Source organism: Thioclava indica, from assembly GCF_000714545.1.
Classification (GTDB): Bacteria; Pseudomonadota; Alphaproteobacteria; order Rhodobacterales; family Rhodobacteraceae; genus Thioclava; species Thioclava indica.
The window spans coordinates 213,664-240,080 of record NZ_AUNB01000001.1 but is presented as its reverse complement, the minus strand read 5'-3'; the positions used below and the strand labels follow the sequence as shown (position 1 = coordinate 240,080).

Sequence of the window (26,417 nt, the reverse complement as noted above, 5' to 3'; positions counted from 1 at the left end):
TCGCTATCTGTTTGAATTCGTTTGTCAATTTAAAGTTTGAGACGGTGCTTTTTCCGCCCATCGGAAAGAGGAAAAGAAGGAGAGACACAGCATGATTTCCCGGCGGGAATTTCTTCAGGCAAGCTTGGCTGCCTCGACCATCCTTGGTGCATCTGGCCTCTCGCGCTGGTCGCGCGCGATGGCACAACAGACGATGACGCAAGACCAGCTTTTGCAATTCGAGCCGCTGGGCAATGTCACGCTGATCCACATCACCGACATTCACGCGCAAGCGATGCCGATCTATTTCCGCGAGCCGGAAATCAACCTTGGCGTGGGCGATGCGCGCGGCAAGCCGCCCCATGTCACGGGCAAAGACTTCCTTGATATGTTCAATATCAAGCCCGACACGCCTGACGCCTATGCGCTGACCTATGACAACTATGTCGATCTGGCCAAATCCTATGGCAAGATGGGCGGCATGGATCGGGTGGCGACTGTGGTGAACGCGATCCGCGCCGAACGCCCAGAGGCGATCGTGCTGGATGGTGGCGATACCTGGCATGGCTCGATGGTCGCGCTTAAGACCAAGGGTCAGGACATGGTTGATATCATGAACCAGCTTGGCACCGACGCGATGACCTCGCATTGGGAATGGACGTACGGCGAAGACCGCGTGAACGAGATCGTCGACACCTTGCCCTTCCCCTTCCTTGGCGCCAATATCTTTGACGCCGAATGGGATGAGCCGGCTTACGAGCCCTATAAAATCTTTGAGCGCAACGGCACCCAGATCGCGGTGATCGGGCAGGCCTTCCCCTATCTGCCGATTGCCAACCCGAAATGGATGTTCCCCGACTATTCCTTCGGTATTCGCGAAGAGCGGATGCAGGCGATGGTTGACGAGGTGCGCGCCAAGGGCGTCGATCTGGTCGTTTGTCTGTCGCACAATGGTTTCGACGTGGACCGCAAGATGGCGGGCCGCGTGAAGGGCATTGACGTGATCCTGACCGGTCACACCCATGACGCCGTGCCCGAGCCGGTTCTGGTTGGCGAGACGATCATGATCGCGTCTGGGTCGAACGGGAAATTCGTGTCGCGCATTGATCTGGATGTGCGCGATGGCAAGATGATGGGCTTCCGTCACAAGCTGATCCCGATCTTCTCGGATGTGATCGAGCCCGACAAAGACATGGCCGCGCTGATCACCAAAACCCGCGAGCCCTACAAGCAAGAGCTTGAGGAAGTCGTGGGCGAAACCTCGAGCCTTCTGTATCGCCGGGGCAACTTCAACGGCACTTGGGATGATCTGATCTGCGAGGCGATGCTGTCGGAACGCGACGCGGAAATCGCAATGTCGCCCGGCGTGCGCTGGGGGCCGTCGCTGCTGCCCGGTGACAAGATCACGATGGAAGACATCCTTGGCGTGACCTCGATGACCTATGGCCAGACCTATCGCACCGAGATGACCGGCGAGACGATCAAGACGATCCTTGAGGATGTGGCCGACAACCTGTTCAACACCGACCCCTATTACCAGCAGGGCGGCGACATGGTGCGCATCGGCGGCATGGGCTATCACATTGATGTCTCCAAGCCGATCGGTCAGCGCATCTCGAACATGACCTCGCTCAAGGATGGCGCGGATATCGATCCCTCGCGCAGCTATGTCGTGACGGGCTGGGCCTCGGTCAACGAGGGCACCGAAGGGCCGCAAATCTGGGACGTGATCGCAGACCATATTCGTAAGATCGGCACCGTCGATCTGGAACCCAATGAGTCGGTGGTGGTGACGGGCGCCTAAGCCCCAACCGCACCTGATGACGAAACCCCGAATGGGGCAAGAGACTGGAGGAGACTACATGGACGAGAAGGAACGCCACGCCACTCCGGCCACTGGCACCGGCTACAGCCGCCGCGGATTTCTGCGGGCAGGGGCTGCGGCAGGGGCAATGGCTGCGGGGGCAGGTGCCGCGCGCGCAGACCAGCAACCCGACCCGTTGATCACCGAAGTTCAGTCCTGGGCACAGGGCTGGGGCGACGGTGTCGATGCCACGCCCTACGGGCTGCCGATTGAATTCGAAAGCGATGTTATCCGGCGCAATGTCGGCTGGCTGACAGCCGATGTGATCAGCTCGATCAACTTCACGCCGATCCACGCGTTGGATGGCACGATCACCCCGACGGGCTGCGCATTCGAGCGTCACCACTCGGGCGCGATCGAGCTGAAGAAAGAAGACTATCGCCTGATGATCAACGGTCTTGTCGATAAGCCGCTGGTCTTTACCTACGAGGATCTGGAGCGTTTCCCGCGTGAAAACCGCACCTATTTCCTCGAATGTGCGGCGAACTCGGGCATGGAATGGGCCGGCGCGCAGCTTAACGGCGCGCAATTCACCCAAGGCATGATCCATAACATGCAGTATTCGGGTATTCCGCTGCGCACGCTTCTGGAAGAGGCCGGGATCACCAATCTGGGCGATCAGATCAAGGATAAATGGGTCTATGTCGAGGGGGCCGATGCGTCTTCGAACGGTCGCTCGATCCCGCTGGAAAAGGCGCTTGATGACTGTCTCGTCGCAATCAAGGCCAATGGCGAGGCGCTGCGCAAAGAGCATGGCTACCCGGTGCGTCTGGTTGTTCCCGGTTGGGAAGGCAACATGTGGGTGAAATGGCTGCGCCGTATCGAAGTCACCGACGAGGCCGTGCAGTCGCGCGAGGAAACCTCGAAATATACCGATACGCTGGCCGATGGCACCTCGCGCAAATGGACATGGGTCATGGATGCGAAATCCGTGGTCACCTCGCCCAGCCCGCAAATGCCGATCAAGCATGGCAAAGGCCCGCTGGTTATCACCGGCATGGCATGGTCGGGTCGGGGCGCTATCACCAAGGTCGACGTGTCGATCGACGGTGGCGCGAACTGGCAAGAGGCGCGTCTGGCGGAGCCGGGCGTCGATAAGGCGATGTCGCGCTTTTATCTCGACATCGACTGGGACGGTTCGGAAATGTTCCTGCAATCGCGCGCCACCGATGCCACGGGCTACGTTCAGCCGACCAAAGACGCTCTGCGCGCGATCCGCGGCGAGAACTCGGTCTATCACAACAACGGGATCCAGACTTGGTGGGTCAAAGAAAACGGGGAGTCTGAGAATGTCGAAGTGTCGTCGTAATCTCACTCTGGCAGCCTTGCTCGCAGCACCTTTGCTGGCCACGCCAGCGATGGCAGAGACGTATAATCTGGGCCGTGCCGCACTGCCCGCCGAAATGAAAGCCTGGACGGTCGAGGTCTTCCCCGATGGCAAAAACCTGCCCGAAGGGTCCGGCTCGGTTGAGGATGGCGAGAACCTGTTCGCGGATAAATGCGCGGCCTGTCACGGTGATTTCGCCGAGGGTGTGGACAACTGGCCCAAGCTGGCTGGCGGGGCTGACACGCTGGCACGCAAGGATCCGGTCAAGACGGTCGGCTCGTATTTCCCCTATCTGTCGACGGTGTGGGACTATGCCCACCGCTCGATGCCGTTCGGGGATGCGCAAACGATGACGGTCGATGAGACCTACGCAATCGTGGCCTATATCCTTTACTCCAACGATCTTGTTGATGACGATTTCGTGCTGAGCAAGGAAAACTTCCTCGACGTGAAAATGCCCAATGCGGACGGCTTCATCGTCGATGACCGCCCCGAGACGGAATACCCGTTGTTCTCCAAAGCGGCGTGCATGTCGGACTGTAAGAAAGACGTGCATATCACGATGAAGGCGACCGTTCTGAACGTCACGCCCGATCAGGGTGGCGATGACAGCGCCGCTGCCGATACGGCGGTAGATGCGCCTGCCGATACGGTTGTGGCGAGCGCTGCAAGCGAAGGCGCAAGCGAAGAAGCGATGGCGCAAGACGCTCCCGCCGCCGCTGAAGAGCAGGCGAGTGCTGCCCCGGCAGCGACCGAAGAAACCCTCGCCGCCGATCCCGCGCTGGTCGCGGCCGGCGAAAAGGTCTTCAAAAAGTGTAAGGCTTGTCACCAGGTGGGCGAGAAGGCCAAGAACCGCGTTGGTCCGGTGCTGAACGGCTTGATCGGACGTCAGGCGGGCACTGTGGACGGCTTCAAATATTCGAAGTCGATGAAACAGCACGGTGAAGACGGTCTGGTCTGGAACGAAGAGACGGTGCAAGCCTATCTTGCTGATCCCAAAGGCTATATCCCGAAGAACAAGATGTCCTTCGCGGGCCTGAAAAAGGCCGACGACGTGAAGGCTGTGTTGGCCTATATCGAAAGCCAAGGTGGTTGATTTCCTCCCCGGTGGGGGCGTTCGCGCCCTCACCAACCCGATATCGCAATGTCTGTCGTTGTGACCGAAACGCTCGCGATTTTCGCGGGCGTTTCTTTTTGCGCTGCGCGAACGCCGTGACCTCTGGCTTGCGCAACGCCGCCCGCCGAGGATACTGGGGCTGATCCGCAGGGGAATGCTATGTCCGATCTAGACCAGAGAGTGCGCGCAATTTTTGACGCAGGCGTTGCCGCCGCCGATCCCGCGCAGGCGGTGGCGCAGGCGATGGATTGGGCGCGCGAGGATATGCCGGGGCCGGGCGGGTGCTGGCAGGTGATCGCGCTTGGCAAGGCGGCGCTGGCGATGGCGGGCGCGGCGTTGGCGGACCTGCCGGGTGGCACGGGCGCGCTGATCGTGACCAATCCCGAAAACGCCGATGGCGCAGCGTTGCCCGAAGGCGCGCGCCTAATTGTGGGCGATCATCCGGTGCCCGGCGCTGGCAGCGAAGCGGCGGGGCGCGCGATCCTTGAAACCTTGGCGCGTCTTGGCCCGCAAGACCGCGTTTTGGCGCTGATTTCGGGGGGGGGCTCGGCTTTGGCCGTTGCGCCTGTCGACGGCGTGAGCCTGTCGGACAAGGCCGAGGTCAGCCGTCTTTTGCTGGGCTGCGGCGCCGATATCACGCAGATGAACCTGATCCGCCAGCAGCTTTCACAGCTTAAAGGCGGGGGCTGGCTCGCGGCCAGTGCGGCACCAGTGACGGGGCTGATCTTGTCCGATGTGCCGGGCGATGATCTGGCGGTGATCGCCTCGGGGCCGACCGTCTCGCCGATTGGCACTCGGGTGCAGGCGCGCGATCTGTGCCGCGATTTGGGGATATTTGACGCATTGCCTGCGCCAGTGCGTGCGCATCTTACCCAAGCCGATGCGCCGCGCGATCTGCCTGCTGCGCGCAACCGTCTGATCGGGGCGAATGCGATCTCGGTTGCGGCGATGCTGGAGGCGGGGGCGCAAGAAGCCCCTTTCGCGCTGAGTGGTGATGTGGCCGATCTCGCCCCGCGCATCGTGGCGCTATTGGCCGATCTGGCTCCGGGGCAGGTGCTGGCCTTTGGCGGCGAAACCACGGTGACCTTGCGCGGTGATGGGCTTGGTGGGCGCAATCAGGAACTGGCGCTGCGTGTGGCGCTGCTGGCCGAGCAAGCGGGCGTGTCGGGGGCATGGCGGTTTTTATCGGGTGGCACCGATGGGCGCGACGGGCCATGCGATGCGGCAGGCGGTGTGGTTGGCCCGAGAACCTGCCAAGCCATTCGAGAAGCTGGCGAAAACCCAGACGCGCTATTGGCAAATAACGATTCTTACCGTGCGCTTAAGGCGGGGCAGGCACTGCTAGTCACCGGTGCGACGGGGACGAATGTGGCCGATCTGGCGGTGTTGGCGCGCGGCTGATTTGCGCGCATTCGCAGGGACTTAGTTTTCTGCCGGAGCCTCTGGAGCCGGAAAGAGACGCATGACAGCCTCGCGCAGCACGGCGACGGTGATGATGGCGATGGCGATCGTGTCAAATCCGAACATGGCAGTGTTCTCCAAGATAAAACGGGATCCCGTATTGAGATCGTTGAAGTCGTTTTCACGCCCAAATGGGGCACGAAAATGGCACGCGCGGGGCAATTACGGGTTGCTTTCACAGCACCCTGCTTGCGCCGCTGTCCCGCAAGGCTAGGCCGCCACGCGCAAGTGTTTGACAGCACCGCATGGGGTGGCGATAGTCGACCCGGGAGAAGGACAAATGCACCAACGTCAGGTTCTGTTGATCGAGGATGAACCCCATATCGCCGAGGCGATCCGCTTTATCCTGTCGCGCGCGGGATGGGGCGTGTCGGTGCTGGCCGATGGCGCGCAGGCGCTGGCGCAGATTGTCGCGCAAGCGCCCGATGCGGTGATCTTGGACCTGATGTTGCCGGGGCGCTCGGGGCTGGAAATTCTGGCCGATATGCGCGCCGATCCGACGCTTGCCGCGCTGCCGGTCTTGATGCTTAGCGCGCGGGGCCAAGATCGCGATCGCGAGGCGGCTGAACGCGCGGGCGCGACCGCATTTCTGGCCAAACCCTTCGCCAATTCCGACGTGCTTGCCGGGCTTGAGGCAATCACGGGCGGTGCGCAAGGGACGCCCGTCTGATGCCGCAATCGGGTCAGCCACTGTTTCTGGCGCGCCGGTCTTATCGGCGCCGTCGGCTGATGGATGCGGCGCGCTTGCTGCCGGTGCTGGGCATGGTGTTATTCGCGCTGCCTGGCCTGTGGCATCCCGCCGAAACGCCAACGCCTGATACTGGGCGCGGCGGGCTGTATCTGTTTGCGGTCTGGATCGGGTTGATCTTTGCCGCCTTTCTGATCGCGCGCGGTCTTTCCCCTGTTCTGGATGCCGAAGAGCTGCCCGAAGAGGGGAACGCCCCGCCGCAGGAGCCAGAATAAGATGGGGTTCAACAGCCTTGTCGCGGTCTGTGTGGGCTATGTCATCGTCCTGTTCGGGGTCGCGTTTCTGGCCGAGCGGCGCGCGGGTCGCAACCGCTTGCGGTTCTTGCGCAGCCCTTGGATTTATACGCTCTCGCTGTCGATCTATTGCACGGCCTGGACGTTTTACGGTGCAGTCGGCTATGCCGCACGCTCGGGGCTGGAATTTGTCACGATCTATCTGGGGCCGACACTGGTTTTTGTCGGCTGGTGGTGGGTGCTGCGCAAGCTGGTGCGGATCGGGCGCACGCATCGCGTGACCTCGATCGCGGATCTGATCTCTAGCCGGTATGGCAAATCCAATGCCTTGGGCGTAATCGTGACGGTGATGTCGGTCGCCGCCGCTACACCCTATATCGCGCTGCAATTACAATCGGTTACCCTTAGTTTCGGGGTCTTCGCATCCGAGGCCCCCGAGGGTTGGGCAATGCCCGATCAAGGGGCAACCGCGCTTTGGATTGCGGGCGGGCTGGCGCTGTTTACGATCCTGTTTGGCACGCGCAATCTGGATGCGAATGAGCGCCATCACGGCGTGGTCACCGCCATCGCGCTTGAGGCGGTGGTCAAGCTGGTGGCGTTGATCGCGGTAGGGGTGTTCGTGGTTTGGGGCATGGGCGATGGCGTGATGGATATGCTGGCGCGCATTGATGCCTCAAAAATATCCGAGTGGCACCTGCAACCGGGGCGCTTTGCCGGGCTGACCTTTGTCTCGGCAGCGGCCGTGCTGACCTTGCCGCGCATGTTTCAGGTGTTGGTCGTTGAAAATGTCGACGAACGCCATCTCGCCAAAGCAAGCTGGGCCTTTCCGGGCTATCTGATGCTGATGAGCCTGTTTGTCGTGCCGATCGCGGTGATGGGCCTGGAGCGCTTGCCCGCAGGCGCAAACCCCGATTTGTTCGTGCTGACACTGCCGCTCTCGCAGGGGCAGGACAAGCTGGCGCTGCTGGCGTTTTTGGGCGGGTTTTCCTCGGCCACCTCAATGGTGATTGTCGCGGCGATTGCGCTGGCGACGATGGTGAGCAACCATATCGTGACGCCCTTGTGGCTGGCGCTGCGCCATTCAACCACGCGCGAGTCGGGCGATGTGCGCGGGCTGGTGCTGGCCTCGCGTCGGCTTTCGATCATCGGCGTTCTCAGCATGGGCTATATTTATTATCGCCTCTCGGGCGGGTCCGAGGCGCTGGCCTCGATCGGCTTGATCGCCTTTGTCGGGGCCGCGCAGGTGCTGCCTGCGCTGCTGGGCGGGATATTCTGGCGCGGCGCGACCCATTTGGGCGCGACAACGGGGCTGCTGATTGGCTTCGCGCTTTGGGGATATACGCTGTTTCTGCCCTCGGTCGGGAATTCGGGGCTGTTGCCGCAATCGGTGCTGGATGTCGGGCCGCTTGGGCTTGGTTGGCTGCGTCCCCATGCGCTGTTTGGAATCGAGGGGCTGGACCCGGTGCTGCATGCGTTGTTCTGGTCGCTTCTGTTTAACGCCTTGGCATTCCTGATTTTTTCGATGCTGTCCTTCCCCGGCCCGATGGAGCGCCTGCAGGGTGTGGCTTTCGTCAATATCTTTGATCAAAGCCCGGCCACCCGGTCTTGGGCGCAGGGCGGGGCCGAGGCCGAAGATCTTTTGTCGATGTCCCAGCGCATTTTGGGCGCGCAAGAGGCGCAGCATTTCTTTCAGGCGCAGGCGGCGGCGCAAGGCAAGGTCGGGTTCCTGCCCGATACCACGCCCGCCTTTACCGCGCGGCTCGAACGCAAACTGGCGGGGTCTGTCGGGGCAGCGACGGCGCATGCGATGATTGCGCAGCTGACCGGGGGCAGTTCGGTGTCGATGCAGGATCTGATCGCGGTGGCGGGCGAAACCGCCGAGGCCAAGGAATATTCCGCCCGCCTTGAGGCAAAATCCGATGAGCTGGCGAAAGTGGCGCGCGCGCTGCGCGAGGCCAATGACAAGCTGCGCGATCTGTCGGTGCAAAAGGATGCGTTTCTCAGCCAGATCAGCCATGAATTGCGCACGCCGATGACCTCGATCCGCGCGTTCTCCGAGATCCTGATGGAGCCGGATCTGCCCGATGCGATGCGCGCCCAATATAGCGAGATCATTCATGAAGAGGCGCGCCGCCTGACTCGGTTGCTTGATGATTTGCTTGATCTTTCGGTGCTGGAAAATCGGCGTGTGCAGCTCGATATTTCGGTGGTGAACCTGCACGATCTGATCAATCGCGCGGTGCAAGCGGCCTCGGCGGCGCGCCCCGAGCGCAGCTTTCGCATCGAGCGCGACTTTCCCACCGAACATATGCCGATTTTCACCGATGCCGACCGGCTGGTGCAGGTGCTTATCAACCTGATTTCCAACGCGCGCAAATATTGCGAGGCCGAGCGCCCGGTGCTGCGCATCGAGGTCAAGAAACGCGGCAAACGGGTGCAGATCGACTTTATCGACAATGGCGCGGGGATTCCCAAAGAGTCCCAAAAACTGATCTTTGAGAAATTTTCGCGCCTGACCGATCAAAGCCGCGCCGGGGGGGCAGGGCTTGGTTTGGCGATTTGCCGCGAGATTATGGTCAACCTTGGTGGCTCGATTGATTACTTGCCCGGACAAGGCGGGGCGGGCTTTCGCGTGACCTTGCCGCTGCGTCGCCAAGGGGTGAATACGAAAACCACCGCCTAACCCCTGAGTTCTAAATCATTTGTAAACCTTGATCTGCGAGTGTCCGTGAAAGATTCTTGCAGTTTTTGACGCGGATGGAGGGTATGGCAGCAGAGCAGGGCAAATCCGTGCTGCGCAAAAAGGCCGAGGCGGGGCGTCCCGTTGCGGATGGCGTTGCTATGTCGCCCGAGCGCGCGATCTCGTCCAGCTTGGCCAAGGTGGCGCAAGATATGCTGGAGCTGCCGCTACAGGTCACTTCGATTGAGGAGAGCCGTCGCAGCCTTGCCGATCTGCCCGAAACGCTTGAGGCGCTATCACTTTTGGCGCTGATTGAGGGGCCATCAGAGGCGCTTGGTCTGATCGCTTTGCCCCCTGCCACGCTGCAAGCTTTGATCGAGATGCAAACGATGGGGCGGCTTGGCAAAGCCCCGTCCGGCCCGCGCAAGGCGACGCGCATTGATGCTGCCATGGCGGCCGATTTCATTGACGCGCTGCTGGGCGCGATTGAGAGCACGTTGATCGAAGACGATGCGATTTCATGGGCGGGCGGGTTTCGCTATGCCTCCCATCTCGATGATCCCCGCCCGCTTGGCCTGCTGCTTGAAGATGTGACGTTTCGCGTCTGGAACGTGCAGTTTTCCTTGGGCGAGGGGGCCGAACGCTCGGGCGGTCTGTTATGGGCGGTGCCGCAAAAGGGGCGCGGCGCGCATCTCAAACGCGCCCCCAGCGAGGCTCTGGCAGAGGGCGAGGGCGCGACACATGCCACCCTCGCCGCCGCCTTTGCCCCCCCTTGGGAGGATCAGATCGAACGCGCCGTGATGGGCACGCCTGCGGTGCTGAATGCGGTGCTGCACCGGATGACGGTGTCATTATCGGCGGTTCTGGAATTCAAACCGGGGATGGAACTGCCCCTGCGCGCCGATTCGCTGGAACAGATCACGCTAGAGGCGCAGGGGCGGCGCAAACTGTCTTATGCACGGCTGGGGCAAAGCCGGGGCTACCGCGCGCTGCGTTTGACGGGGGCGGACCCCGCAACGCTGGATCGCGAAACACCCGAAGACGATCTGGCGGTTGGCGCAAGCCCGTTCCCGGAGCCCGATCTACCTGCTGCCTCGCCGGCAGGTTTGGGGCAGCATACCCCCGCAGATAATGGCCCAAGCGATGATCATGGCGGATTGGAAAATTTGGGCGATCTGGACGCGCCTGACGCGCTGGCCGATCTGGGCGGGCTTGCGCCGTTGCCAGAATCGGAAACGGCGACAGAAGACCTGCCGCCGCTCAAAATCGGATCGGGGTTCTAAGCGAAACTCAGCGAGCGGACGCGCGGGTGTCGCGAGCCAAGGCGGGCTTTTCGTCAGGGGAGGTGTCGCTTGGCGTCGTATCCATCGACGCGCGATCAAAGACCGACAACCAAATTTTCAGCCGCGGTGCCATCGCCATGCCAAGCCCCATTGCGATCAAAAACAGCCAGCCCTCCCAGCCGTTGAAGCTGAGAGAAGCCATCGCCGGGCCCGGACACAGTCCCGCCAGCCCCCAGCCCGCGCCAAACAGCAACGAGCCAACGACCAGATTGCGATCAACAAGCTGCGAAAACGGTCCCGGCATAGGGGAGCCCAGAAACGACTTCTCGCGTTTTCTGGCAAATATCCAGACAACGGCCATCATGCTGACGGCTCCGCCCATCACAAAGGCCAAAGTCGGATCCCAATTGCCGAAAATGTCCAGCCAGCCCTGAACTTTCTTGGTGTCGACCATGCCCGAAACCAACAAGCCCGCACCGAACAACCCGCCCGAAAGGAATGCGAAAAAGCTGCGCATCAGATCACTCCCAGGATATGGCGGAAGACCACCAGCGACAGCGCGCCACCCAGCAGATAAAAAACGGTCGCCACGATGCCGCGCAACGAAAGGCGCGAGATGCCGCAGACGCCATGCCCCGAGGTGCAGCCATTGGCAATCCGCGTACCGGCCCCCACCAACAGTCCCGCCAGAACCAAAACCCAGATTTTTTGGGTGATATGGGTATCGACGTTGCTGTAAAGAGGCACCAACAGAGGTGGCACCGCAATCAACCCGCCCAGAAAGGCCACGCGTTCGGACACGGAATCGCGTCCGGAGCCGTCAATCAGGCCGCCAATGATGCCGCTTGCGCCCATGATGCGGCCGTTGATCAAAAGAAATACTCCGGCCGCCGCGCCGATCATAAGACCGCCGACGAGCCCCCAAATCCAATCCTGATGCATGAGATCTCCCTCGTGCGTTGTGCTAAAATGAATGACGTTATGGTCCTTCAATGCCTGCAGGCCCTCCCAAACCTGCCGACCATGCTATGTTAGGGTGCGCCTGCAATCATACGCAAGTATTTTGATATGTTGATATGCATCATTGAGCGTAGTGCCGCGCAATGCTGTAATCGGGTAAACGGAGGATAGCCCATGAAAAGTGATGAAACGCGCCGGACCGAGATTGAGGCGCGCAAAGCGCATTTACTCGAGCGGATCGAAGAGATCGACGCTGAACTCGACAGCCATGTCGAGCAGGACTGGGAAGATGCGGCCAGCAAGCAGGAAGATGACGAGGTTCTGGACGAGTTGGACATGGCCGCGCGTCAGGAATTGCGCATGATTGAGGCGGCTTTGCAGCGCCTTGATGCGGGCGAGTACGGCTTTTGCGTCACCTGCGGAGAGCGCATAGACGAGGCGCGTCTGGACCTGTTGCCCGCGACGCCGTTTTGTCGCTTGCACGCACCGGGGGCAAAAAAGGCGGCGCGTTAAGGCCGCCCTGAGCCTCCCTGCGCATGGCTAGAACTTGCGCAGGGCGTAATTTGCCATTGTTTTGCAGCGCGTTGGCCGTAAACTCACACGTGATGGCGGGTTTATGGGGCGAATGGAGCGATGGCGAGACGTGTGAAAATCGCACAGCAGGACGGGCTGGCTTGGATCACTTTGGCGGCGCTGAATGATCAGGGTGCTGTGGCCGGGTTTGAGCCCGATTTGCGTGTGGCTTTGCACAACGCTTTGGAGTTGGCGTTGAGCGATCGCTCCGTGCGCGCGATTGTGTTGAAAGGCGGTGCTGCGGGGTGGCCTTGCGCGCCCGATCCGCTCTCGGATTACGCCCATGATCCGAGCGCCCCTGATCTGGGGGCGCTGTGTGGCGCGCTGGCGGGCGCGCGGGTGCCCGTTTTGGTTTCGCTCTCGGGGCGTATTCAGGGCGGTGCCTTGGCCATTTCACAGGCGGCGTCCTTGCGCATCGCGACCGAGGATACCTGTTTCTGCGCGCCCGAATTCAGCCTTGGCACCTTGCCCGCAGCGGGTGGTTTTGTGCGCCTTGCGCGGCGCGCGGGCGGGGCTGCGGCGCTGCATCTGATCGCGCCGCCGGGCAGGATTGAGGCCGAGCGCGCGCTGGCTTTGGGCCTGTGCGATATCGTCTTGCCCGAGGTCGCCCCCGCGCAGGTGATCGCCGCGCTGGATGCCCTGATCGCCGAGGGCGGAGCGATGCCCGATAGCGCATTGGCCGATCCCGCCACATATCTTGCAGCGCTCGCCGGGCCAAAAGCCGAGCTGAGCCAAGGGCCGCTTGCCGAGGTCGGACAACGCGCCTGCGAAGTGGTTGAGGCGGCGGTGTTGCTGCCGCGCGAAGAGGCGCTTGATTTCGAGGCTGTCGCCTATGACGATCTGAGCGCGACGCCACTTGCCAAGGCCCTGCGCCATGCGCGCGCGAGCGAGATTGCGGCACGCGATTTGCCCGGCCCGCCCAGCGATGCGGGGCCAGCCCCGACGCGGCGGATCGGGCTTTGGGACCAGCCTGCAGGGTTCGCGGGCGCGCTGCTGGCGGCGGGTCATGAGGTGGTTTTCGGCGCGAGCGACGCCAAGCAAATTCAGACGGCGTTTTCGACCATCGCGCGCGCGCAGGAAATCGCGGTGCAAAACGGCACGCTGGACCCTGATCAGCGCGAGGCGGATTGGGCGCGTTTGGGGGCGGCAACAGACCCGTCGGGCCTTGGCGATTGCGCGTTGCTGATCGCTCGATCTGGCGTGACGGGCCTGCCCGTGGCCGATCTTTGCGTGTTTGAAAGCCCCGATCACCTTGATCCACCCGAAACTGGCATCGCGCTGACGCGGGAGGGCGGGGTCGTCGAACTGGTCGCGGGGCCGGGCTGTGCGCGCGCCACGCTGGATGATTTGGCGATGGTGCTGCGCCAAGGCGGCGCGCAGGTGATTTTGGGCGGTCCGGGGGCGGCGGGCATTGTCGCGCATTTGCGCCTGAGTTTGATCGCAGCCTGCGGGCGCGCGCTGCTGGCGGGGGCGTCGCGCGATCAGGTGGATCGCAGCTTGGCGACGGCGGGGTTTGCGCGCTCCCCGCTGCGACTGATTGATGCGATCGGGGCGAAAACACTGAACGGGGCGCGTGCCAAGGCGGGGCTTGCGCCCGATCTGTTGCTTGTGGCGATGGAGGATGCCGACCTGCAACTTTACGCCAGCGATGGGGGCGCTCCCGATTGGCTGGACACGCTGCGCATTGAGGCCGGAGGGGTGACGCGCAGGCTTTCGGACGCGGATATTCTGGCGCGCGTTCTGGCGGAGATGGCCAATAGCGGGGCGTGGTTGCTGCAACATGCGCAGGCGCATCGCGCAAGCGATATTGATCTGGCTGCGATCTTTGCGTTGGGGCTGCCCAAAAACCTTGGCGGGGTGATGTTCGCCGCCGATCAGGCAGGATTAATTACGACCCGTAAGCGCCTGCGTTCATTGCACGAAGAGGGTGCCAATGCTCCGGTCACGCTGTGGGATGTGCTGATCCGCAACGGCAAGCATTTCGCTGATCTCGACGGGCATTGACCCGAAACTCAGCTCAGAAAAATTCCGACAACAACCATCATCAGGCCAATCACCGACACGAACAAGGCGGCCATATTGATCACGACAACGCGCTGCAGGCGCGCGCGCAAGGCGGCATCTTCCAGCCCGGCGCGTTTGGCTTGGGCGACTGAAATGATGCACCACAAAATGCCCACCAGCCCCACGACCGAAACCGCAGCTCCTGCCCAGATCAGATATTCCATGCCACCCTCCGTCAGCGCCGCGCTTTCGGCGCGCGCCTTGCCCTAGCGGCTCTGCGCGCATGAGGCAAGCAAAACGCGCGTCGTGCCTCTTGATGCGGCGCACGCGGCGGGCTAGTCAGGGCCTCGATCAGAGCAGGAGAGAGCCATGCCCAGCGATGCCGCCTATAACGTCGCCGCCGACGAGCTGCGTCAATTCGTCGAACAATTCGAAAGCCTCGAGGCCGAGAAAAAAGACATTACCGAGCAGCAAAAAGATATCATGTCCGAAGCCAAAGCGCGCGGATACGACACCAAAGTGCTGAAAAAGATCGTCGCGATGCGCAAGCGTGACAAGGACGATCTGGCCGAGGAAGAGGCCATCCTTGATCTATACAAATCCGCGCTGGGCATGTCGTAAGACCCGCCCCGGTTCTAGGGGGCGATGAATTCGACCCCCGGCAGCCGCGCGATCGAGGCCACATCGGCGTCGTATTGCGCGGTGATTTCCGCAACCAGTTCCTCCGTCCAGCCCGGCAGCGGGGCGTCCAGCTCGATCTCTTCGGGCTTGGCGTATTTGGCCAGGAACGCGGCAGAGATTTTATTACGTTGCACCGCCGATTTCACCGGATGGCTCTTGAGATAAGAGCGCAGCCGTGAGCGCCCCTCAGGCTGCATGATCTGATCGAGATAATGCATATCGCCCTTCAGGCCTCGCTCGGCGGGAATGCCCGAGACCGAACGCAGCACTTCGGGCCAAATCAGCGGCACATCCTCGTTGCACCAGATCACGAAACGCCGCCCCTGCGCTGCATCGCGCATATCGCGTATAACGGTTTCCCAGCGCAAATCGCGCGGATCAAGCCCGGCCATCAACTGCTCATAGCTGCGTTTTGGCAGGCGCTTGGCCAGTTGAACTATCAACGTCGCGGGGTTGATCAGGGCCATATGAAATTCGGTTTCATTGTCGGGAAACAGGTTTGCCAGCGGCCCGAGTTTGCTGGCCGCACGCGTGTAAAAGCCGTGTTCGGTAATGACGCGTTCGGGAATGCACAGGAAAAACTCGTGACTGAAAATCAACCGGTTCAGATCGGTTTGATCCGAGCACGCTTCGATGATCGCGTCTTGCACCTGTAGTGGCGCGGGCTCACCATGCAGCGACACCAAAGCGTCGCGCAGCACCATGCGATATTTTTTCGGCTGCGGAACGGCGATTTTATATTCGTCCAACGCTTTGGAATTTAGCGCTAAAATCCGCACGAGCTGGTCTTCATCGGTCGAATGAGCACCCAAGTGGAAAACGACTTTCATCTGCTCGACCTCGCAATGGTTGTGCGGCCTTGACGGCGCGTTTGTAATTGAGCCGCACTTTAGCTGTTGAAATCTGGACAGGCAAATGCGTTTCGGGCTAGAAAGCGGGATGCGGTCTGACAAAAATACTCAGGAAATTAGCGTGCTATCCCGTTCGCCCGCCATGTCGCGCCCACGCACGCAAGGCGGGCTGTGGTCTGCGGGCGCTGTGATGATCGCGGCGCTGGTGCTTGCGCCGATTTTGGCGGTTGTCGTGATGGCCTTTGATCCGCGCGAAAACATCTGGCCGCATCTGGTGGCTACGACCTTGCCGCGCTATCTCAGCAACACCGCGTTTCTGGCGCTTGGCGTAGGCGTTTTCAGCGCGGCAAGCGGGGCAGGGGCGGCGTGGCTGGTGGTGATGTATCGCTTTGTCGGGCGGGGCGCGCTGGAATGGCTATTGCTGTTTCCGCTCGCGATTCCGGCCTATGTCGGCGCCTATGCACTCAGCGATTTTCTGGATTATTCCGGCCCGGTGCAGACTGCTTTGCGCGCGACATTCGGCTGGGCCTCGGCGCGCGACTATTGGTTTCCCTCGATCCGTTCGCGCGAGGCGGCGGTCGTGGTGCTATCGGCGGCCCTTTATCCCTACACCTACCTGATCACCCGCGCCGCGCTGCGTGAACAATCGGGCGCAAGCTATGAGGTGGCGCGCGCGCTCGGCGCGGGGCCGCTGGCGCTATTTTGGCGCGTCGGCCTGCCGCTGGCGCGCCCTGCGATTGCCGCGGGGGCCGCGATTGCGATGATGGAGACCGTCGCCGATTACGGTGTTGTGGAGCATTTCGGCGTGCAGACCCTGACCACCGGAATTTTCGCGACATGGCTGGAGGGGGGCAATGCCGGGGGCGCGGCGCAACTGGCGCTGCTGATCCTTGGAATCGTCTTTCTGCTTTTCGCGCTAGAGAAAGTCTCGCGTCGAAAGGCACGTTACTATCAAAGCGCACGGCATTCGCGCCCGGTGATGCCGGTTACTCTCACCGGTTGGGCGGGGTGGCTTGCGGCGGCACTTTGCGCCTTGCCCGTCGCGTTTGGATTTGTCTTGCCGGTGGGCGTGATGGCGTCCCACGCGCTGGCCAATCCCGAGGCATGGTTCGGGCGCGGTCTTGGGCTTGCGCTGTGGCACACGCTGAGCACCGGCGGCGCGGCGGCGCTGCTGACCGTCGCGATGGCGCTGTTCATGGTGTATGGCGTGCGCATGACGGGCGCGGGTCTGGCGCGCCGCTTGCTGCCTTTGACGACGCTGGGCTATGCCGCGCCGGGGGCGGTTCTGGCGGTTGGCGTGCTGATCCCGTTGGCCTATTTCGACAATGCTCTGGCCGATGCTGTGCTGGCGCTGACGGGTCATGATCCGGGGCTGTTGCTGACGGGCACGGCGGTGGCGATTGTGCTGGCCTATGTGGTGCGGTTTTTCGCGATTGCGCAGGGCGCGGTTGATGCCGCCTTCGCGCGGGTGCCGCCCTCGCTGCCGATGGCCGCGCGCAGTCTGGGGCGCGCCAAAGGCAATGTGCTGCGCGAGATTTACGTCCCGCTTATGCGCGGCTCGATCGGCTCGGCGCTGCTGCTGGTTTTTGTGGATTGCGTCAAGGAACTGCCCGCCACCCTTCTGCTGCGCCCGTTCAACTACGAAACGCTTGCCACGCGCGTGCAGGAAAAAGCCAGCCTTGAGAAGTTGGGCGAGGCCTCACCCGCAGCTTTGCTGGTGTCTGCGGTGGGCTTGGCGGCCGTTCTGGTGCTCGCGCGCGCCAATCTGGGCAAAAGACCTTGATCTGACGCTTGCACGAACGCGCGCGCCGCGCTATTGCGAGGCCAAAGGCCGGCGTAGCTCAGTTGGTAGAGCGTCTGATTTGTAATCAGGGGGTCGGGAGTTCGAGTCTCTCCGCCGGCACCATTTCCTGTTGTTTTCGCAGGAAAAAGGCAATTAAGCGGGAAATCAATACACAAGCGCTACACACGAGCAATGTGGGGCGTGCTAAGATGATACGCGCGTTTCCGGTGGCAGATCGTTATCAATCTCAACGGCTGTGCAGATGGGATGCGCGGGGCAATTGCCAAAAGTGGGGCGCCTGCACGATGCAGACGCCCACTGACAGTCGCGGTAGCTTGGATCAATTGTCGTGCTTTGACGGTATGATATAGTCGGGTGCCGGGATGACGGTCACTTTGACGAGTTCAGTCGGGGTCAGATGCGCCCGCTCCAGTTCCTTGTTGGAATAGACCGAGTCTGCCGGAACGCTAGCCGTTTGCGTAGCGGTGACGCCGTTCGGGAAGGGGGCGTGGCGTTGGTGCATCTGAGTGTTGGCGGCGGATGCGGTCCCTGCAAGGAGCGCGAGAACGGCGGATGTTGCGATGATGTGTTTCATGTCAATCTCACTCTGTAATTTGGGCCGAGGGGTCTTTCCTCTCGCGACTTCATATGGCGTGTTATTTTGCAGATTAAATAGCTTGTATTGACATGTTTTGTGCGCATGCGCACCTTTCGGTGGTCCAAGATTTATAGTTGAAAACGATAGTCGCCCGCCTATCGCAGCGCGTAGCGCAGCGCTGTGACGCTCTAGAGCGGCGCTGGCCGAGGCTGACATATAAAGGGGCGTAGGGCGCGTGCACCACTTTCCCCATTGCCATAAGGAAACTGGCCGTCTCTGGGCACCGATCCGCCTGCGCAGAGTTGAAAGGCGTGCCAGACTGTGCCACAGCGAAATGGACGCTGCGCGTTAGATTTCGCGCGCGAGACGCTTCGCAACCACGGGAGACGCAATGGCCGACATTAGCCAGATACCGGGCCGGTTGATCGACGCGCTCAGCCTTGGCGGGCCTGCGATGTGGGCGATTGCGGCGCTGTCGGTGCTGTCGCTGGCGCTGATCTTGTGGAAAATCTGGGACCTGTCGATGGCGGGCGCGTGGTCGGGCGGGGCGCGTACCCAAGCTGCGATTGCGGCGTGGGAGGCGGGTGATATCGCCGCGGCACAGGCGGCTTTGGCGGGGCGGCGGTCGTTGCGGGCGCAACTGGCGCGCCGTGCGATGGCGGCTCTGCAAGACCGGACCCTTGATCGCGCGGGAGCCGAGGCCGAAACGGCCCGCGCTGCGCGGGCGTTGCTGATCCGGGCGCGCTCGGGGCTACGGGGCTTGGAACTTGCCGTCGTGATCGGCCCGCTCCTGGGATTGCTTGGCACGGTCGCGGGGATGATCGCGGCCTTTCGTGCGCTGCAAGAGGCGGGCGTTCAGGCCGATCCTGCCACCCTTGCTGGCGGCATCTGGGAGGCGCTTTTGACCACGGCGGCGGGTATGGGCGTGGCGATTCCGGCGCAGATCGCGCTGTCGGGGTTTGATGCGGTGGTGGACCGGCTGCGCCATGATCTTGAAGACAGCGCGACGCGGATATTCCTGCGCGCGCCGCGCGATGTTGCCCCCTCCAGCGCGGCACCGGACCGCGCCGCCGCCGAGTGATGTTCACCTTCGATACACCCCGTCCGCGTCGCCGCGCGGCGTTGACGCCGATGATCGACGTGGTGTTTTTGCTGCTGGTGTTTTTCATGCTAGCCTCACGCTTTGGGGTTGAGCGTACGCTGGATCTGAGCATTGGTGGCGGGGCGTCTGCGCAATGGTCGGGCCCGCCGCGTCTGGTGGATGTCGGGGCAGATGGGGTACTGAGCCTCAACGGCGTGGCGATTGCGCCGGGCGATCTGGCGGCGCGCTTGAATGCGCTGATGGCCAAGCCCACCGATCCGGTCGTGATCCGCCCCAAGGGCGCAAGTTTGCAAGATGTGATCGCGGTGATGGAGCAGTTGCGCGGGGCAGGGATCGCGCAGCTCGTGTTGGTGCGCTGATGCGGATCGCGCCGCCCCCCCGTCGCGCGCTGAGCGAGCCGCTTTTGCCGATGATCAACGTGGTATTTCTGCTGCTGGTGTTTTTCCTGCTGGCCGCCACGCTCGCGCGCCCCGCGCCTTTCACCGTAACCCCGCCCGAGGCGCGCAGCGATACTGCGCCCGATCCCGGCGCTCTGACGCTGTATCTTGATGCAAAAGGCGAGACGGGCTTTGGCACGGAGCGCGGCGCGGGCGCCTTGGCGGCACTGGGGCAGGCGGCAGAGGCGGCGCGTGCGCAATGCGGGGACTGCGCCGATACGCTGCAACTGCGCGCCGATGCGGGAGTGCCGGGCGCGGCGCTGGCCGACCTGCTGCCGCAGCTTGCCGCGCTTGGGTTTCGTGACCTTTCGCTGGTGGTGCGCGCGAAATGAGCGCGCGGGTCTGGGCCTTTGGCGCAGCACTCGGCGGGGCGGTGGCGCTGCATCTGACGGTGTTTGCGCTCTGGCAGCCGCCGGTTGCGGGCGGGGCACAGTCTGCAGGCGCGCAGGGGGCGGATCTGGTCGCGATTACGCCATCCTCGGCCGCGATGGCTGCGGTTGTGGCCGATTGGGAGCGCCCGCCGGAGGTTGCGACAACGCCTCAGCCGCTCGCGTCGCAAACGGATGAGGCACCGCCCAAAGCCCCCGCACCCAGCGATCCGCCCCTCGCCAATGCCGCGCCAACCGCGCCCGCTTCGCCGCAAACGCCTGAGCCCCCGCCGCCGCCGCAAACCGCGCCCCCCCCGCCGGAGATGCCGCGCCCGGTCGCCAAGCCAAAACCGCAATCGAAACCGGCTAACAAAACCGCGCCCAAAGCCGCGCGCGCCTCGCAAGCCGTACCCAAACAGCAGGCCAAGGGTGCGGGCGGCGGGGCTGCGGCAGGCCAGCAGGGCAAGGCCAAGGCCGCGACCCTGTCGGCGGGGCAAACCCGCGCCGCGATGGCGGCTTGGGGTGCGCAAATCCGCGCGCAGATTGAACGCGCCAAAACGCCGCCCGCAGGGGCTGGCGCGGGGCGCGTGATCGTCACGATGCGCGTGGCGCGCACGGGCCAATTGCTGTCGGTCTCGCTGGCGCGCAGTTCGGGGCGCGCGGCGCTGGATCGTGCGGCGTTGCAGGCGGTGCGCCGGGCCGGGCGGTTCGCGCCAGCGCCCAAGGGGCTGGGCGCGCAAAGCTACGCGTTTGACCTGCCAATGGCGTTTCGCTAGCGCTTGCACGCGCATCGCGCACAGGCCAAGGTAGGCGCGATTTGCCCCAACACAAAGCCGCACCCCATGCCCATCAAGAACCGTTTCGCCGAACTGCTGCCCGAGATCATCGGCTGGCGGCGCGATTTCCACCGCCATCCTGAACTCGGCTATGACCTGCCGCGCACCTCGGCGCGCGTCGCGCAATTGCTGCGCGCGTTTGGTTGTGACGAGGTGGTCGAGGGGATCGGGCGCTCTGGCGTGGTTGGTGTGATCGAAGGGCAAGAGGTTGCGGCGCATGGGGCGCAAGGCCCGCGCGTGATTGGCCTGCGCGCGGATATGGATGCGCTGCCGATTCTGGAACAGACCGGGCTTGAACATGCTTCGCAGACCAAGGGAAAGATGCATGCCTGTGGTCATGACGGGCATACCTCGATGCTGCTGGGCGCTGCGAAATACCTGTGTGAGACGCGCGCTTTCGCAGGCCGCGCCATCGTGATCTTTCAGCCCGCCGAAGAAGGTGGCGCAGGTGCGCGCGCGATGGTCGAAGACGGCTTGATGGAGCGCTTCGCCATCGACGAGGTGTATGGGCTGCACAACATGCCGGGGATGGAGGCGGGCCATCTGGGTGTGCGTCCCGGTGCGATGATGGCCTCGGCGGATTTTTTCACGATCCGGGTAATCGGCAAGGGCGGGCATGCGGCGAAACCGCAAGAGGTCACCGATCCGGTGGTGATCTCGGCGCAGCTGATCCTTGCGCTGCAATCCATCGCCAGCCGTGAAGTCGACCCGTTCGATCCGGTCGTGGTCTCGGTCACCACGCTCAATTCGCAAAGCGAGGCCGATAACGTGATCGGCAATGAGGTCACGCTGGGGGGCACGGTGCGCGCGATGTCGCCCGAGACCCGCGATCTGGCCGAGCGGCGTTTAACCGAGGTCAGCCACGGGGTCGCGGCCACCTTTGGCGGGCAGGCGCAGGTCGAGTATCTGCGCGGCTATCCGGTCACGGTGAACGATGCGACTTGCGCCGAACATGCCGCGCGCGTGGCGGAACGGGTCAATGGCGCGGTGGATCGCGATGTGGCCCCGATGATGGGGGGCGAGGATTTTTCCTACATGCTTGAGGCGCGCCCCGGAGCCTATCTTTTCCTTGGCAATGGCGACAGCGCGCCGCTGCATCACGCGCAATACGAGTTCCACGACGAGGCGATCCCACATGGCGCAAGCTGGCTGGTGGGGATGGTCGAGGACCGTCTGGCTGCGCCATCTTGAACCACACGCGCCCCCTTGCCGCGCGCCCCCCCGAGGCATAGTTTCAACCCATGGATCACGCGCCCCTCATCGACCCGTTCGCCCGCCCGATTTCCTATCTTCGGGTCTCGGTCACCGACCGCTGCGACTTTCGCTGCACCTATTGCATGGCCGAGCACATGCAATTCCTGCCCAAGAAAGAGTTGCTGACGCTGGAGGAGCTGGATCGGCTGTGCTCGACCTTCATCGGTTTGGGCGTGAAAAAGCTGCGCATCACCGGCGGCGAGCCTTTGGTGCGCCGCGACATCATGACGTTTTTCGCCACCATCTCGCGCCATCTGGAAACCGGTGCGCTGGATGAGTTGACGCTGACCACCAACGGCTCGCAATTGGCGAAATTCGCGCCCGATCTTGCAGCACTCGGGATCAAACGGATCAACGTGTCGCTCGATACGCTGGACGCGGATAAATTCGCTGCCATCACCCGTTGGGGGCGGCTTGATCAGGTCAAGGCAGGGCTTGAGGCGGCCAAGCGCGCGGGGCTGCGCGTCAAGATCAACACCGTCGCGCTGAAGGGGTTCAACGAGGACGAGCTGTTTGACCTTGTCGATTGGTGCGCCGCTGAGGGGTTCGATCTGACCTTTATCGAGGTGATGCCGATGGGCGAGATGGGCGAGGAGATGCGCCTTGATCAATATTGGCCGCTGTCCGATTTGCGCGCCCGATTGGCCGAACGCTTCACGCTTGAGGAGCTGAGCGAAAGCACCGGCGGCCCTGCGCGCTATGTCCGACTTGCACAAACTCAACAAAAAATCGGCTTTATCACGCCTCTGACGCATAATTTCTGTGAAAATTGCAACCGTGTGCGCGTGACCTGCACCGGAGAGCTGTTCATGTGTCTCGGCCAAGAAGACAATGCCGATCTGCGAGCTCCGCTGCGCGCAAGCGGCGATGACGCGGCGCTGATCGAGGCAATCCGCGGGGCGATCTCGCGCAAGCCCAAGGGCCATGATTTCGACTATTCGCGCCAGACCGTCGCCGGGCAGATGACCCGCCACATGAGCCATACCGGCGGATGAGTGCGCGCCGCTCTCGGGTGCTGCGCGCGAGCGTAACGGGGCTGATTGGCGCGCTGATCGTAGCGCTTTCGATCTGGGTGCAAATCGTTTTTGCGCCAAACGCGGCGATGGCGGCGCTCGACCCATCCCCGATGTCCGTTCTCACCGATTGCCTGCGTCGCAGCGCGATCCTGATTGTGCCTCTGGCGGTTTTGGCTGCGTTTTCAGGGCCGTGGCCGTTCAAGCTCATGAGCTATCTGATGTTCGCGCTGGGCTGGTATTGGGTGGCGGATCGTGTGGGCGCAGGCTTTCCTGCGCCAGAAGGCGGAAGCTGGCTGGCCGGTGAGGCCTTTGGCGCGCTGATTTATGAGCCCTTCGTCACGCCGATGCTTGCGCTGCTCAGTATTCTTGCGTTTCGTCAGGCCCTGCGCGCTTTGAATAAGGGGTGAGGGGCATTTTCCCCGGCGCGCCGATCAGCTAGGTTAATACGAAGTTTAGAGGAGATATATCATGCGGGCGTTGATAGGTTTGGGACTGGTTCTGGCCGTGGCGGGCTGTGCGCAGCTTGGGATCACGCGCAAAGCGCCCGCGCCGGGGGCGCAATCGGGCACGCCTGCAACCGCGATGCCGCTGCCCAAACCGAGCGGACCCAACGCCGCAGCGCTGGACACCACCACGGCCGCGCAACGCGCCGAAGCTGCGCAGAAACCCGCCTCGGGTGAGACCAAACTGGGCGCGACCATTGCCAGCCTTGGCGATCCCACCGATCCGGGGTTCTGGATGCGCACCGGGCTTGTCAGCGTCGAGAGGAAAGGCCGTATCGAGAACCCGAAAACCGGAAAATCGGCCAAGGTGACGCTGATCCCCTCGGGCAAACCGGCGGGGGCAGGGTCCGAGGTCTCGCTGCCCGCATTGCGCCTGCTGGAGGTGCCGCTGACAGAGCTGCCTGAACTGACTGTGTATCGCCTGTAATCGCGCGGAAGGATCGAGATATTGCGTGAAATCGACATTCCGCCGCTATGGCTGGCGTTATTTGCCGCGATGGCGTGGGGCATTGGGCAGGCCGTGCCGATTGTGTTCACGCTGGACCGGCTGTTTGGCGGCGCGCTGATCGGGATGGGGCTGGTGCTGATGGTGGTGGCTGCGGGGCAGATGGTGCTGCATCACACCACATTCGTTCCGCGCCGCGACCCGAACGATCTGGTGACCTCGGGGGCGTTCGCGTTGACGCGCAATCCGATTTATCTGGGCGATGCACTGGTGCTGACGGGGCTGTGCCTGTGGTGGAATGCCGCCCTCGCGCTGCCCTTGGTGCCTGCTTTTATGTGGCTGATTACCGTGCGTTTCATTATCGGTGAAGAGGCGGTGATCGGCGCGCATTTTGGTGCGCAATTTCACGAATACCGCGCGCAGGTGCGCCGCTGGCTTTGAGTGCGGGGCGCGACCAATTGCTGCGGGCGCAAAAAGCTGAAACGCTGGTTTGCATCGCTAATTCGCTGCGACCTAAGCTAAAACTCTGATTTTAGGGCGGAAATCCGCCTCGCGATTGGTGTGCGATTGTATACATTTATGTCGCGCCACCCCGCCAACGCAATAAGAACATTTTAAAGGCACTCGGTGCTTGTGAAACATTATTGCGCAGTGTTATTCAGGGCATCGCCAGATTCCGGGCCCGCGCATCACAAAGAATGCGGGTCGCTATCCAAGGGGGAGTTACATTGAAAGTCGGAGCTCCAAAGGAGATTTTCGAAGGTGAAGCACGCGTCGCAATGACGCCAGACTCGGCGTTGCAGCTGCAAAAGCTGGGCCATGAATGCTTCATCGAAACCGGTGCAGGCCTGAAGGCCGGGTTTACCGATGCCGCCTATGAGGCCGCCAATGTCACCGTCATCAAGACGGCTGCGGCGCTGTTCAAAGAGGTGGATTTCATCGTTAAGGTTCGCCCGCCCACCGATGCCGAGGTCAAACGCCTCAAGCCCGGTCAAACGCTGATCTCGTTCTTCTACCCCGCGCAGAATGAAAAGCTGCTCAAGGCGGCGGAAAAGACCGGCGCGAATGTGATCGCGATGGATATGGTGCCCCGTATCTCGCGCGCGCAGAAAATGGATGCGCTGTCTTCGATGGCCAATATCGCGGGTTACCGCGCGGTGATGGAGGCGGGCAATAACTTTGGACGCTTCTTTACCGGTCAGGTGACCGCAGCGGGCAAGGTGCCGCCGGCCAAGGTGCTGGTGGTTGGTGCTGGCGTGGCGGGTCTGGCCGCGATTGGCGCGTCGACCTCGCTTGGCGCGATGACCTTCGCGTTCGATGTGCGCCCCGAAGTGGCCGAGCAGATTGAATCGATGGGCGCCGAGTTCGTCTATCTCGATTTCAAAGAGGCCGCGCAGGACGGCGCTGCGACAGGTGGCTATGCTGCCCCCTCCAGCCCCGAGTTCCGCGAAGCCCAGCTCAAGAAGTTCCGCGAACTTGCGCCCGATATGGACATCGTCATCACCACCGCACTGATTCCGGGCCGCGATGCCCCGGTGCTGTGGACCAAGGATATGGTCGAGGCGATGAAGCCCGGCTCGGTGATCGTTGACCTTGCGGCGGAACGCGGCGGCAACTGCGAACTGACCAAACCGGACGAGAAAATCGTGACCGACAATGGCGTGACCATCGTTGGCTACACGGATTTCCCCAGCCGGATGGCGTCGCAATCTTCGTCGCTTTATTCCACCAACATCCGCCATATGATGACCGATCTGACGCCGAAAAAAGACGGCGTGATCGTGCATAATATGGAAGATGACGTGATCCGCGGCGCGACCGTGGCCTATCAGGGTGAAATCACCTTCCCGCCGCCGCCGCCCAAGATCGCGGCAATCGCGGCCAAGAAACCGACCGAAAAGCCCAAGGAACTGACGCCCGAAGAGCGCCGCTTTGCCGAGGTCGCCGCGTTCAAGGCGCAGACCAAGAACCAAGTGACTTTGCTGGGTGTCGGCGCGGTGTTGCTGCTGGGCGTGGGGCTGATTGCGCCCGCCAGTTTCATGCAGCACTTCATCGTCTTTGTGCTGAGCTGTTTCATCGGCTTCCAGGTGATCTGGAACGTCGCGCACAGCCTGCACACGCCGCTGATGGCTGTGACCAACGCGATCTCGTCGATCATCATTCTGGGCGCATTGTTGCAGATCGGGTCGGGTAGCTGGCTGGTGATCGTGCTGGCCGCGCTGTCGGTCTTTATGGCCGGGATCAACATTTTCGGTGGCTTCATGGTCACGCGGCGCATGCTTGCCATGTTCCAGAAATCGTAAGGAGGCCGAGA

The 26,417-nt window shown here is 62.4% G+C and carries 27 protein-coding genes and 1 tRNA gene; 23 read left to right on the top strand and 5 right to left on the bottom strand.

All coding sequences use genetic code 11. The features are described 5' to 3' along the window. The first annotated feature begins 91 nt into the window (after positions 1-91). The 8 genes from soxB (at position 92) to DT23_RS01140 (ending at position 10,692) form a co-directional block, all read left to right on the top strand. Positions 92-1,783, top strand: coding sequence for a thiosulfohydrolase SoxB (gene soxB, locus DT23_RS01175; RefSeq protein ID WP_038127324.1), 1,692 nt, complete (start codon positions 92-94; stop codon positions 1,781-1,783). Between the two features lie 58 nt (positions 1,784-1,841). Continuing rightward, on the top strand, positions 1,842-3,152 hold the full coding sequence (soxC, locus tag DT23_RS01170; protein WP_038127321.1) for a sulfite dehydrogenase: 1,311 nt from the start codon (positions 1,842-1,844) through the stop codon (positions 3,150-3,152). Beyond that, entirely contained in the window at positions 3,133-4,266 is a 1,134-nt protein-coding gene (locus DT23_RS01165) for a c-type cytochrome (RefSeq protein ID WP_038127319.1), read from the top strand. Before soxC ends, DT23_RS01165 begins: the two co-directional genes overlap by 20 nt. A gap of 180 nt (positions 4,267-4,446) precedes the next feature. After that, a complete protein-coding gene (locus DT23_RS01160) occupies positions 4,447-5,688 on the top strand; it encodes a glycerate kinase type-2 family protein (protein WP_038127318.1) in 1,242 nt (413 codons plus the stop codon). Between the two features lie 340 nt (positions 5,689-6,028). After that, complete coding sequence (locus tag DT23_RS01155) at positions 6,029-6,418, top strand: response regulator transcription factor (RefSeq protein ID WP_038127316.1); 390 nt, start codon at positions 6,029-6,031, stop codon at positions 6,416-6,418. Beyond that, positions 6,418-6,711: a hypothetical protein gene (locus DT23_RS01150; RefSeq protein ID WP_038127314.1), complete on the top strand. Its 294-nt coding sequence runs from the start codon at positions 6,418-6,420 to the stop codon at positions 6,709-6,711. The genes DT23_RS01155 and DT23_RS01150 overlap by 1 nt, the downstream gene beginning before the upstream one ends. Position 6,712: 1 nt before the next feature. Further along, positions 6,713-9,412, top strand: coding sequence for an ATP-binding protein (locus DT23_RS01145; protein ID WP_038127312.1), 2,700 nt, complete (start codon positions 6,713-6,715; stop codon positions 9,410-9,412). Between the two features lie 83 nt (positions 9,413-9,495). Next, positions 9,496-10,692 (top strand): FliM/FliN family flagellar motor switch protein, encoded by a 1,197-nt coding sequence (locus DT23_RS01140; protein ID WP_162177159.1) that lies wholly within the window; start codon positions 9,496-9,498, stop codon positions 10,690-10,692. Positions 10,693-10,699: 7 nt separating this feature from the next. Here DT23_RS01140 and DT23_RS01135 read toward each other — a convergent pair whose 3' ends face one another. Continuing rightward, positions 10,700-11,209, bottom strand: a complete 510-nt coding sequence (locus DT23_RS01135) for a YeeE/YedE family protein (protein WP_081846869.1) — start codon at positions 11,207-11,209, stop codon at positions 10,700-10,702. After that, entirely contained in the window at positions 11,209-11,634 is a 426-nt protein-coding gene (locus DT23_RS01130; RefSeq protein WP_038127310.1) for a YeeE/YedE family protein, read from the bottom strand. The genes DT23_RS01135 and DT23_RS01130 overlap by 1 nt, the downstream gene beginning before the upstream one ends. A 192-nt stretch (positions 11,635-11,826) precedes the next feature. On the opposite strand from DT23_RS01130, the gene DT23_RS01125 reads away from it, so the two are divergent. Together DT23_RS01125 and DT23_RS01120 are read left to right on the top strand one after the other, a co-directional pair. After that, positions 11,827-12,165 (top strand): TraR/DksA family transcriptional regulator, encoded by a 339-nt coding sequence (locus DT23_RS01125; RefSeq protein WP_038127308.1) that lies wholly within the window; start codon positions 11,827-11,829, stop codon positions 12,163-12,165. 120 nt (positions 12,166-12,285) lie between these two features. Then, positions 12,286-14,229 (top strand): enoyl-CoA hydratase/isomerase family protein, encoded by a 1,944-nt coding sequence (locus DT23_RS01120; RefSeq protein WP_038127307.1) that lies wholly within the window; start codon positions 12,286-12,288, stop codon positions 14,227-14,229. Positions 14,230-14,237: 8 nt separating this feature from the next. Here the strand turns inward: DT23_RS01120 and DT23_RS01115 are convergent, their stop codons facing one another. Beyond that, positions 14,238-14,453 carry a hypothetical protein gene (locus tag DT23_RS01115; RefSeq protein ID WP_038127305.1) on the bottom strand — a complete coding sequence of 72 codons (216 nt, stop codon included), beginning with the start codon at positions 14,451-14,453 and terminating at the stop codon, positions 14,238-14,240. Between the two features lie 145 nt (positions 14,454-14,598). On the opposite strand from DT23_RS01115, the gene DT23_RS01110 reads away from it, so the two are divergent. Next, a complete protein-coding gene (locus DT23_RS01110; protein WP_038127302.1) occupies positions 14,599-14,850 on the top strand; it encodes a DUF2312 domain-containing protein in 252 nt (83 codons plus the stop codon). A gap of 14 nt (positions 14,851-14,864) precedes the next feature. Here the strand turns inward: DT23_RS01110 and DT23_RS01105 are convergent, their stop codons facing one another. Next, a complete protein-coding gene (locus DT23_RS01105) occupies positions 14,865-15,740 on the bottom strand; it encodes a hypothetical protein (RefSeq protein ID WP_038127300.1) in 876 nt (291 codons plus the stop codon). 163 nt (positions 15,741-15,903) lie between these two features. Between DT23_RS01105 and DT23_RS01100 the strand changes: the two genes are divergently transcribed. Further along, positions 15,904-17,544 carry an ABC transporter permease gene (locus DT23_RS01100; protein ID WP_051696952.1) on the top strand — a complete coding sequence of 547 codons (1,641 nt, stop codon included), beginning with the start codon at positions 15,904-15,906 and terminating at the stop codon, positions 17,542-17,544. A gap of 47 nt (positions 17,545-17,591) precedes the next feature. Continuing rightward, positions 17,592-17,667: transfer RNA gene (locus DT23_RS01095), tRNA-Thr, on the top strand. A gap of 217 nt (positions 17,668-17,884) precedes the next feature. Here the strand turns inward: DT23_RS01095 and DT23_RS01090 are convergent. Further along, positions 17,885-18,139 (bottom strand): hypothetical protein, encoded by a 255-nt coding sequence (locus tag DT23_RS01090; protein WP_038127297.1) that lies wholly within the window; start codon positions 18,137-18,139, stop codon positions 17,885-17,887. A gap of 394 nt (positions 18,140-18,533) precedes the next feature. Between DT23_RS01090 and DT23_RS01085 the strand changes: the two genes are divergently transcribed. The 10 genes from DT23_RS01085 to DT23_RS01040 all read left to right on the top strand — a co-directional run bounded on the left by DT23_RS01085 (position 18,534) and on the right by DT23_RS01040 (position 26,406). Next, positions 18,534-19,223: a MotA/TolQ/ExbB proton channel family protein gene (locus tag DT23_RS01085; RefSeq protein WP_038127296.1), complete on the top strand. Its 690-nt coding sequence runs from the start codon at positions 18,534-18,536 to the stop codon at positions 19,221-19,223. Beyond that, on the top strand, positions 19,223-19,603 hold the full coding sequence (locus tag DT23_RS01080; protein ID WP_038127295.1) for an ExbD/TolR family protein: 381 nt from the start codon (positions 19,223-19,225) through the stop codon (positions 19,601-19,603). Before DT23_RS01085 ends, DT23_RS01080 begins: the two co-directional genes overlap by 1 nt. Continuing rightward, positions 19,603-20,013 carry a biopolymer transporter ExbD gene (locus DT23_RS01075; RefSeq protein WP_038127293.1) on the top strand — a complete coding sequence of 137 codons (411 nt, stop codon included), beginning with the start codon at positions 19,603-19,605 and terminating at the stop codon, positions 20,011-20,013. Before DT23_RS01080 ends, DT23_RS01075 begins: the two co-directional genes overlap by 1 nt. Continuing rightward, positions 20,010-20,825: a TonB family protein gene (locus DT23_RS01070; RefSeq protein ID WP_051696951.1), complete on the top strand. Its 816-nt coding sequence runs from the start codon at positions 20,010-20,012 to the stop codon at positions 20,823-20,825. Before DT23_RS01075 ends, DT23_RS01070 begins: the two co-directional genes overlap by 4 nt. A 66-nt stretch (positions 20,826-20,891) precedes the next feature. Further along, positions 20,892-22,076: a M20 aminoacylase family protein gene (locus tag DT23_RS01065; protein WP_038127292.1), complete on the top strand. Its 1,185-nt coding sequence runs from the start codon at positions 20,892-20,894 to the stop codon at positions 22,074-22,076. Between the two features lie 50 nt (positions 22,077-22,126). Next, positions 22,127-23,134, top strand: a complete 1,008-nt coding sequence (moaA, locus tag DT23_RS01060) for a GTP 3',8-cyclase MoaA (protein ID WP_038127291.1) — start codon at positions 22,127-22,129, stop codon at positions 23,132-23,134. Next, positions 23,131-23,562, top strand: coding sequence for a hypothetical protein (locus DT23_RS01055; protein WP_038127290.1), 432 nt, complete (start codon positions 23,131-23,133; stop codon positions 23,560-23,562). The genes moaA and DT23_RS01055 overlap by 4 nt, the downstream gene beginning before the upstream one ends. Before the next feature lie 61 nt (positions 23,563-23,623). Continuing rightward, entirely contained in the window at positions 23,624-24,085 is a 462-nt protein-coding gene (locus DT23_RS01050) for a hypothetical protein (RefSeq protein ID WP_038127289.1), read from the top strand. A gap of 21 nt (positions 24,086-24,106) precedes the next feature. Further along, the gene (locus DT23_RS01045) at positions 24,107-24,544 is read left to right on the top strand and encodes a methyltransferase family protein (protein WP_038127288.1); all 438 of its coding nucleotides are present in this window, start codon (positions 24,107-24,109) and stop codon (positions 24,542-24,544) included. Between the two features lie 287 nt (positions 24,545-24,831). Then, complete coding sequence (locus DT23_RS01040) at positions 24,832-26,406, top strand: Re/Si-specific NAD(P)(+) transhydrogenase subunit alpha (RefSeq protein ID WP_038127287.1); 1,575 nt, start codon at positions 24,832-24,834, stop codon at positions 26,404-26,406. The last annotated feature ends 11 nt before the right edge of the window (positions 26,407-26,417 follow it).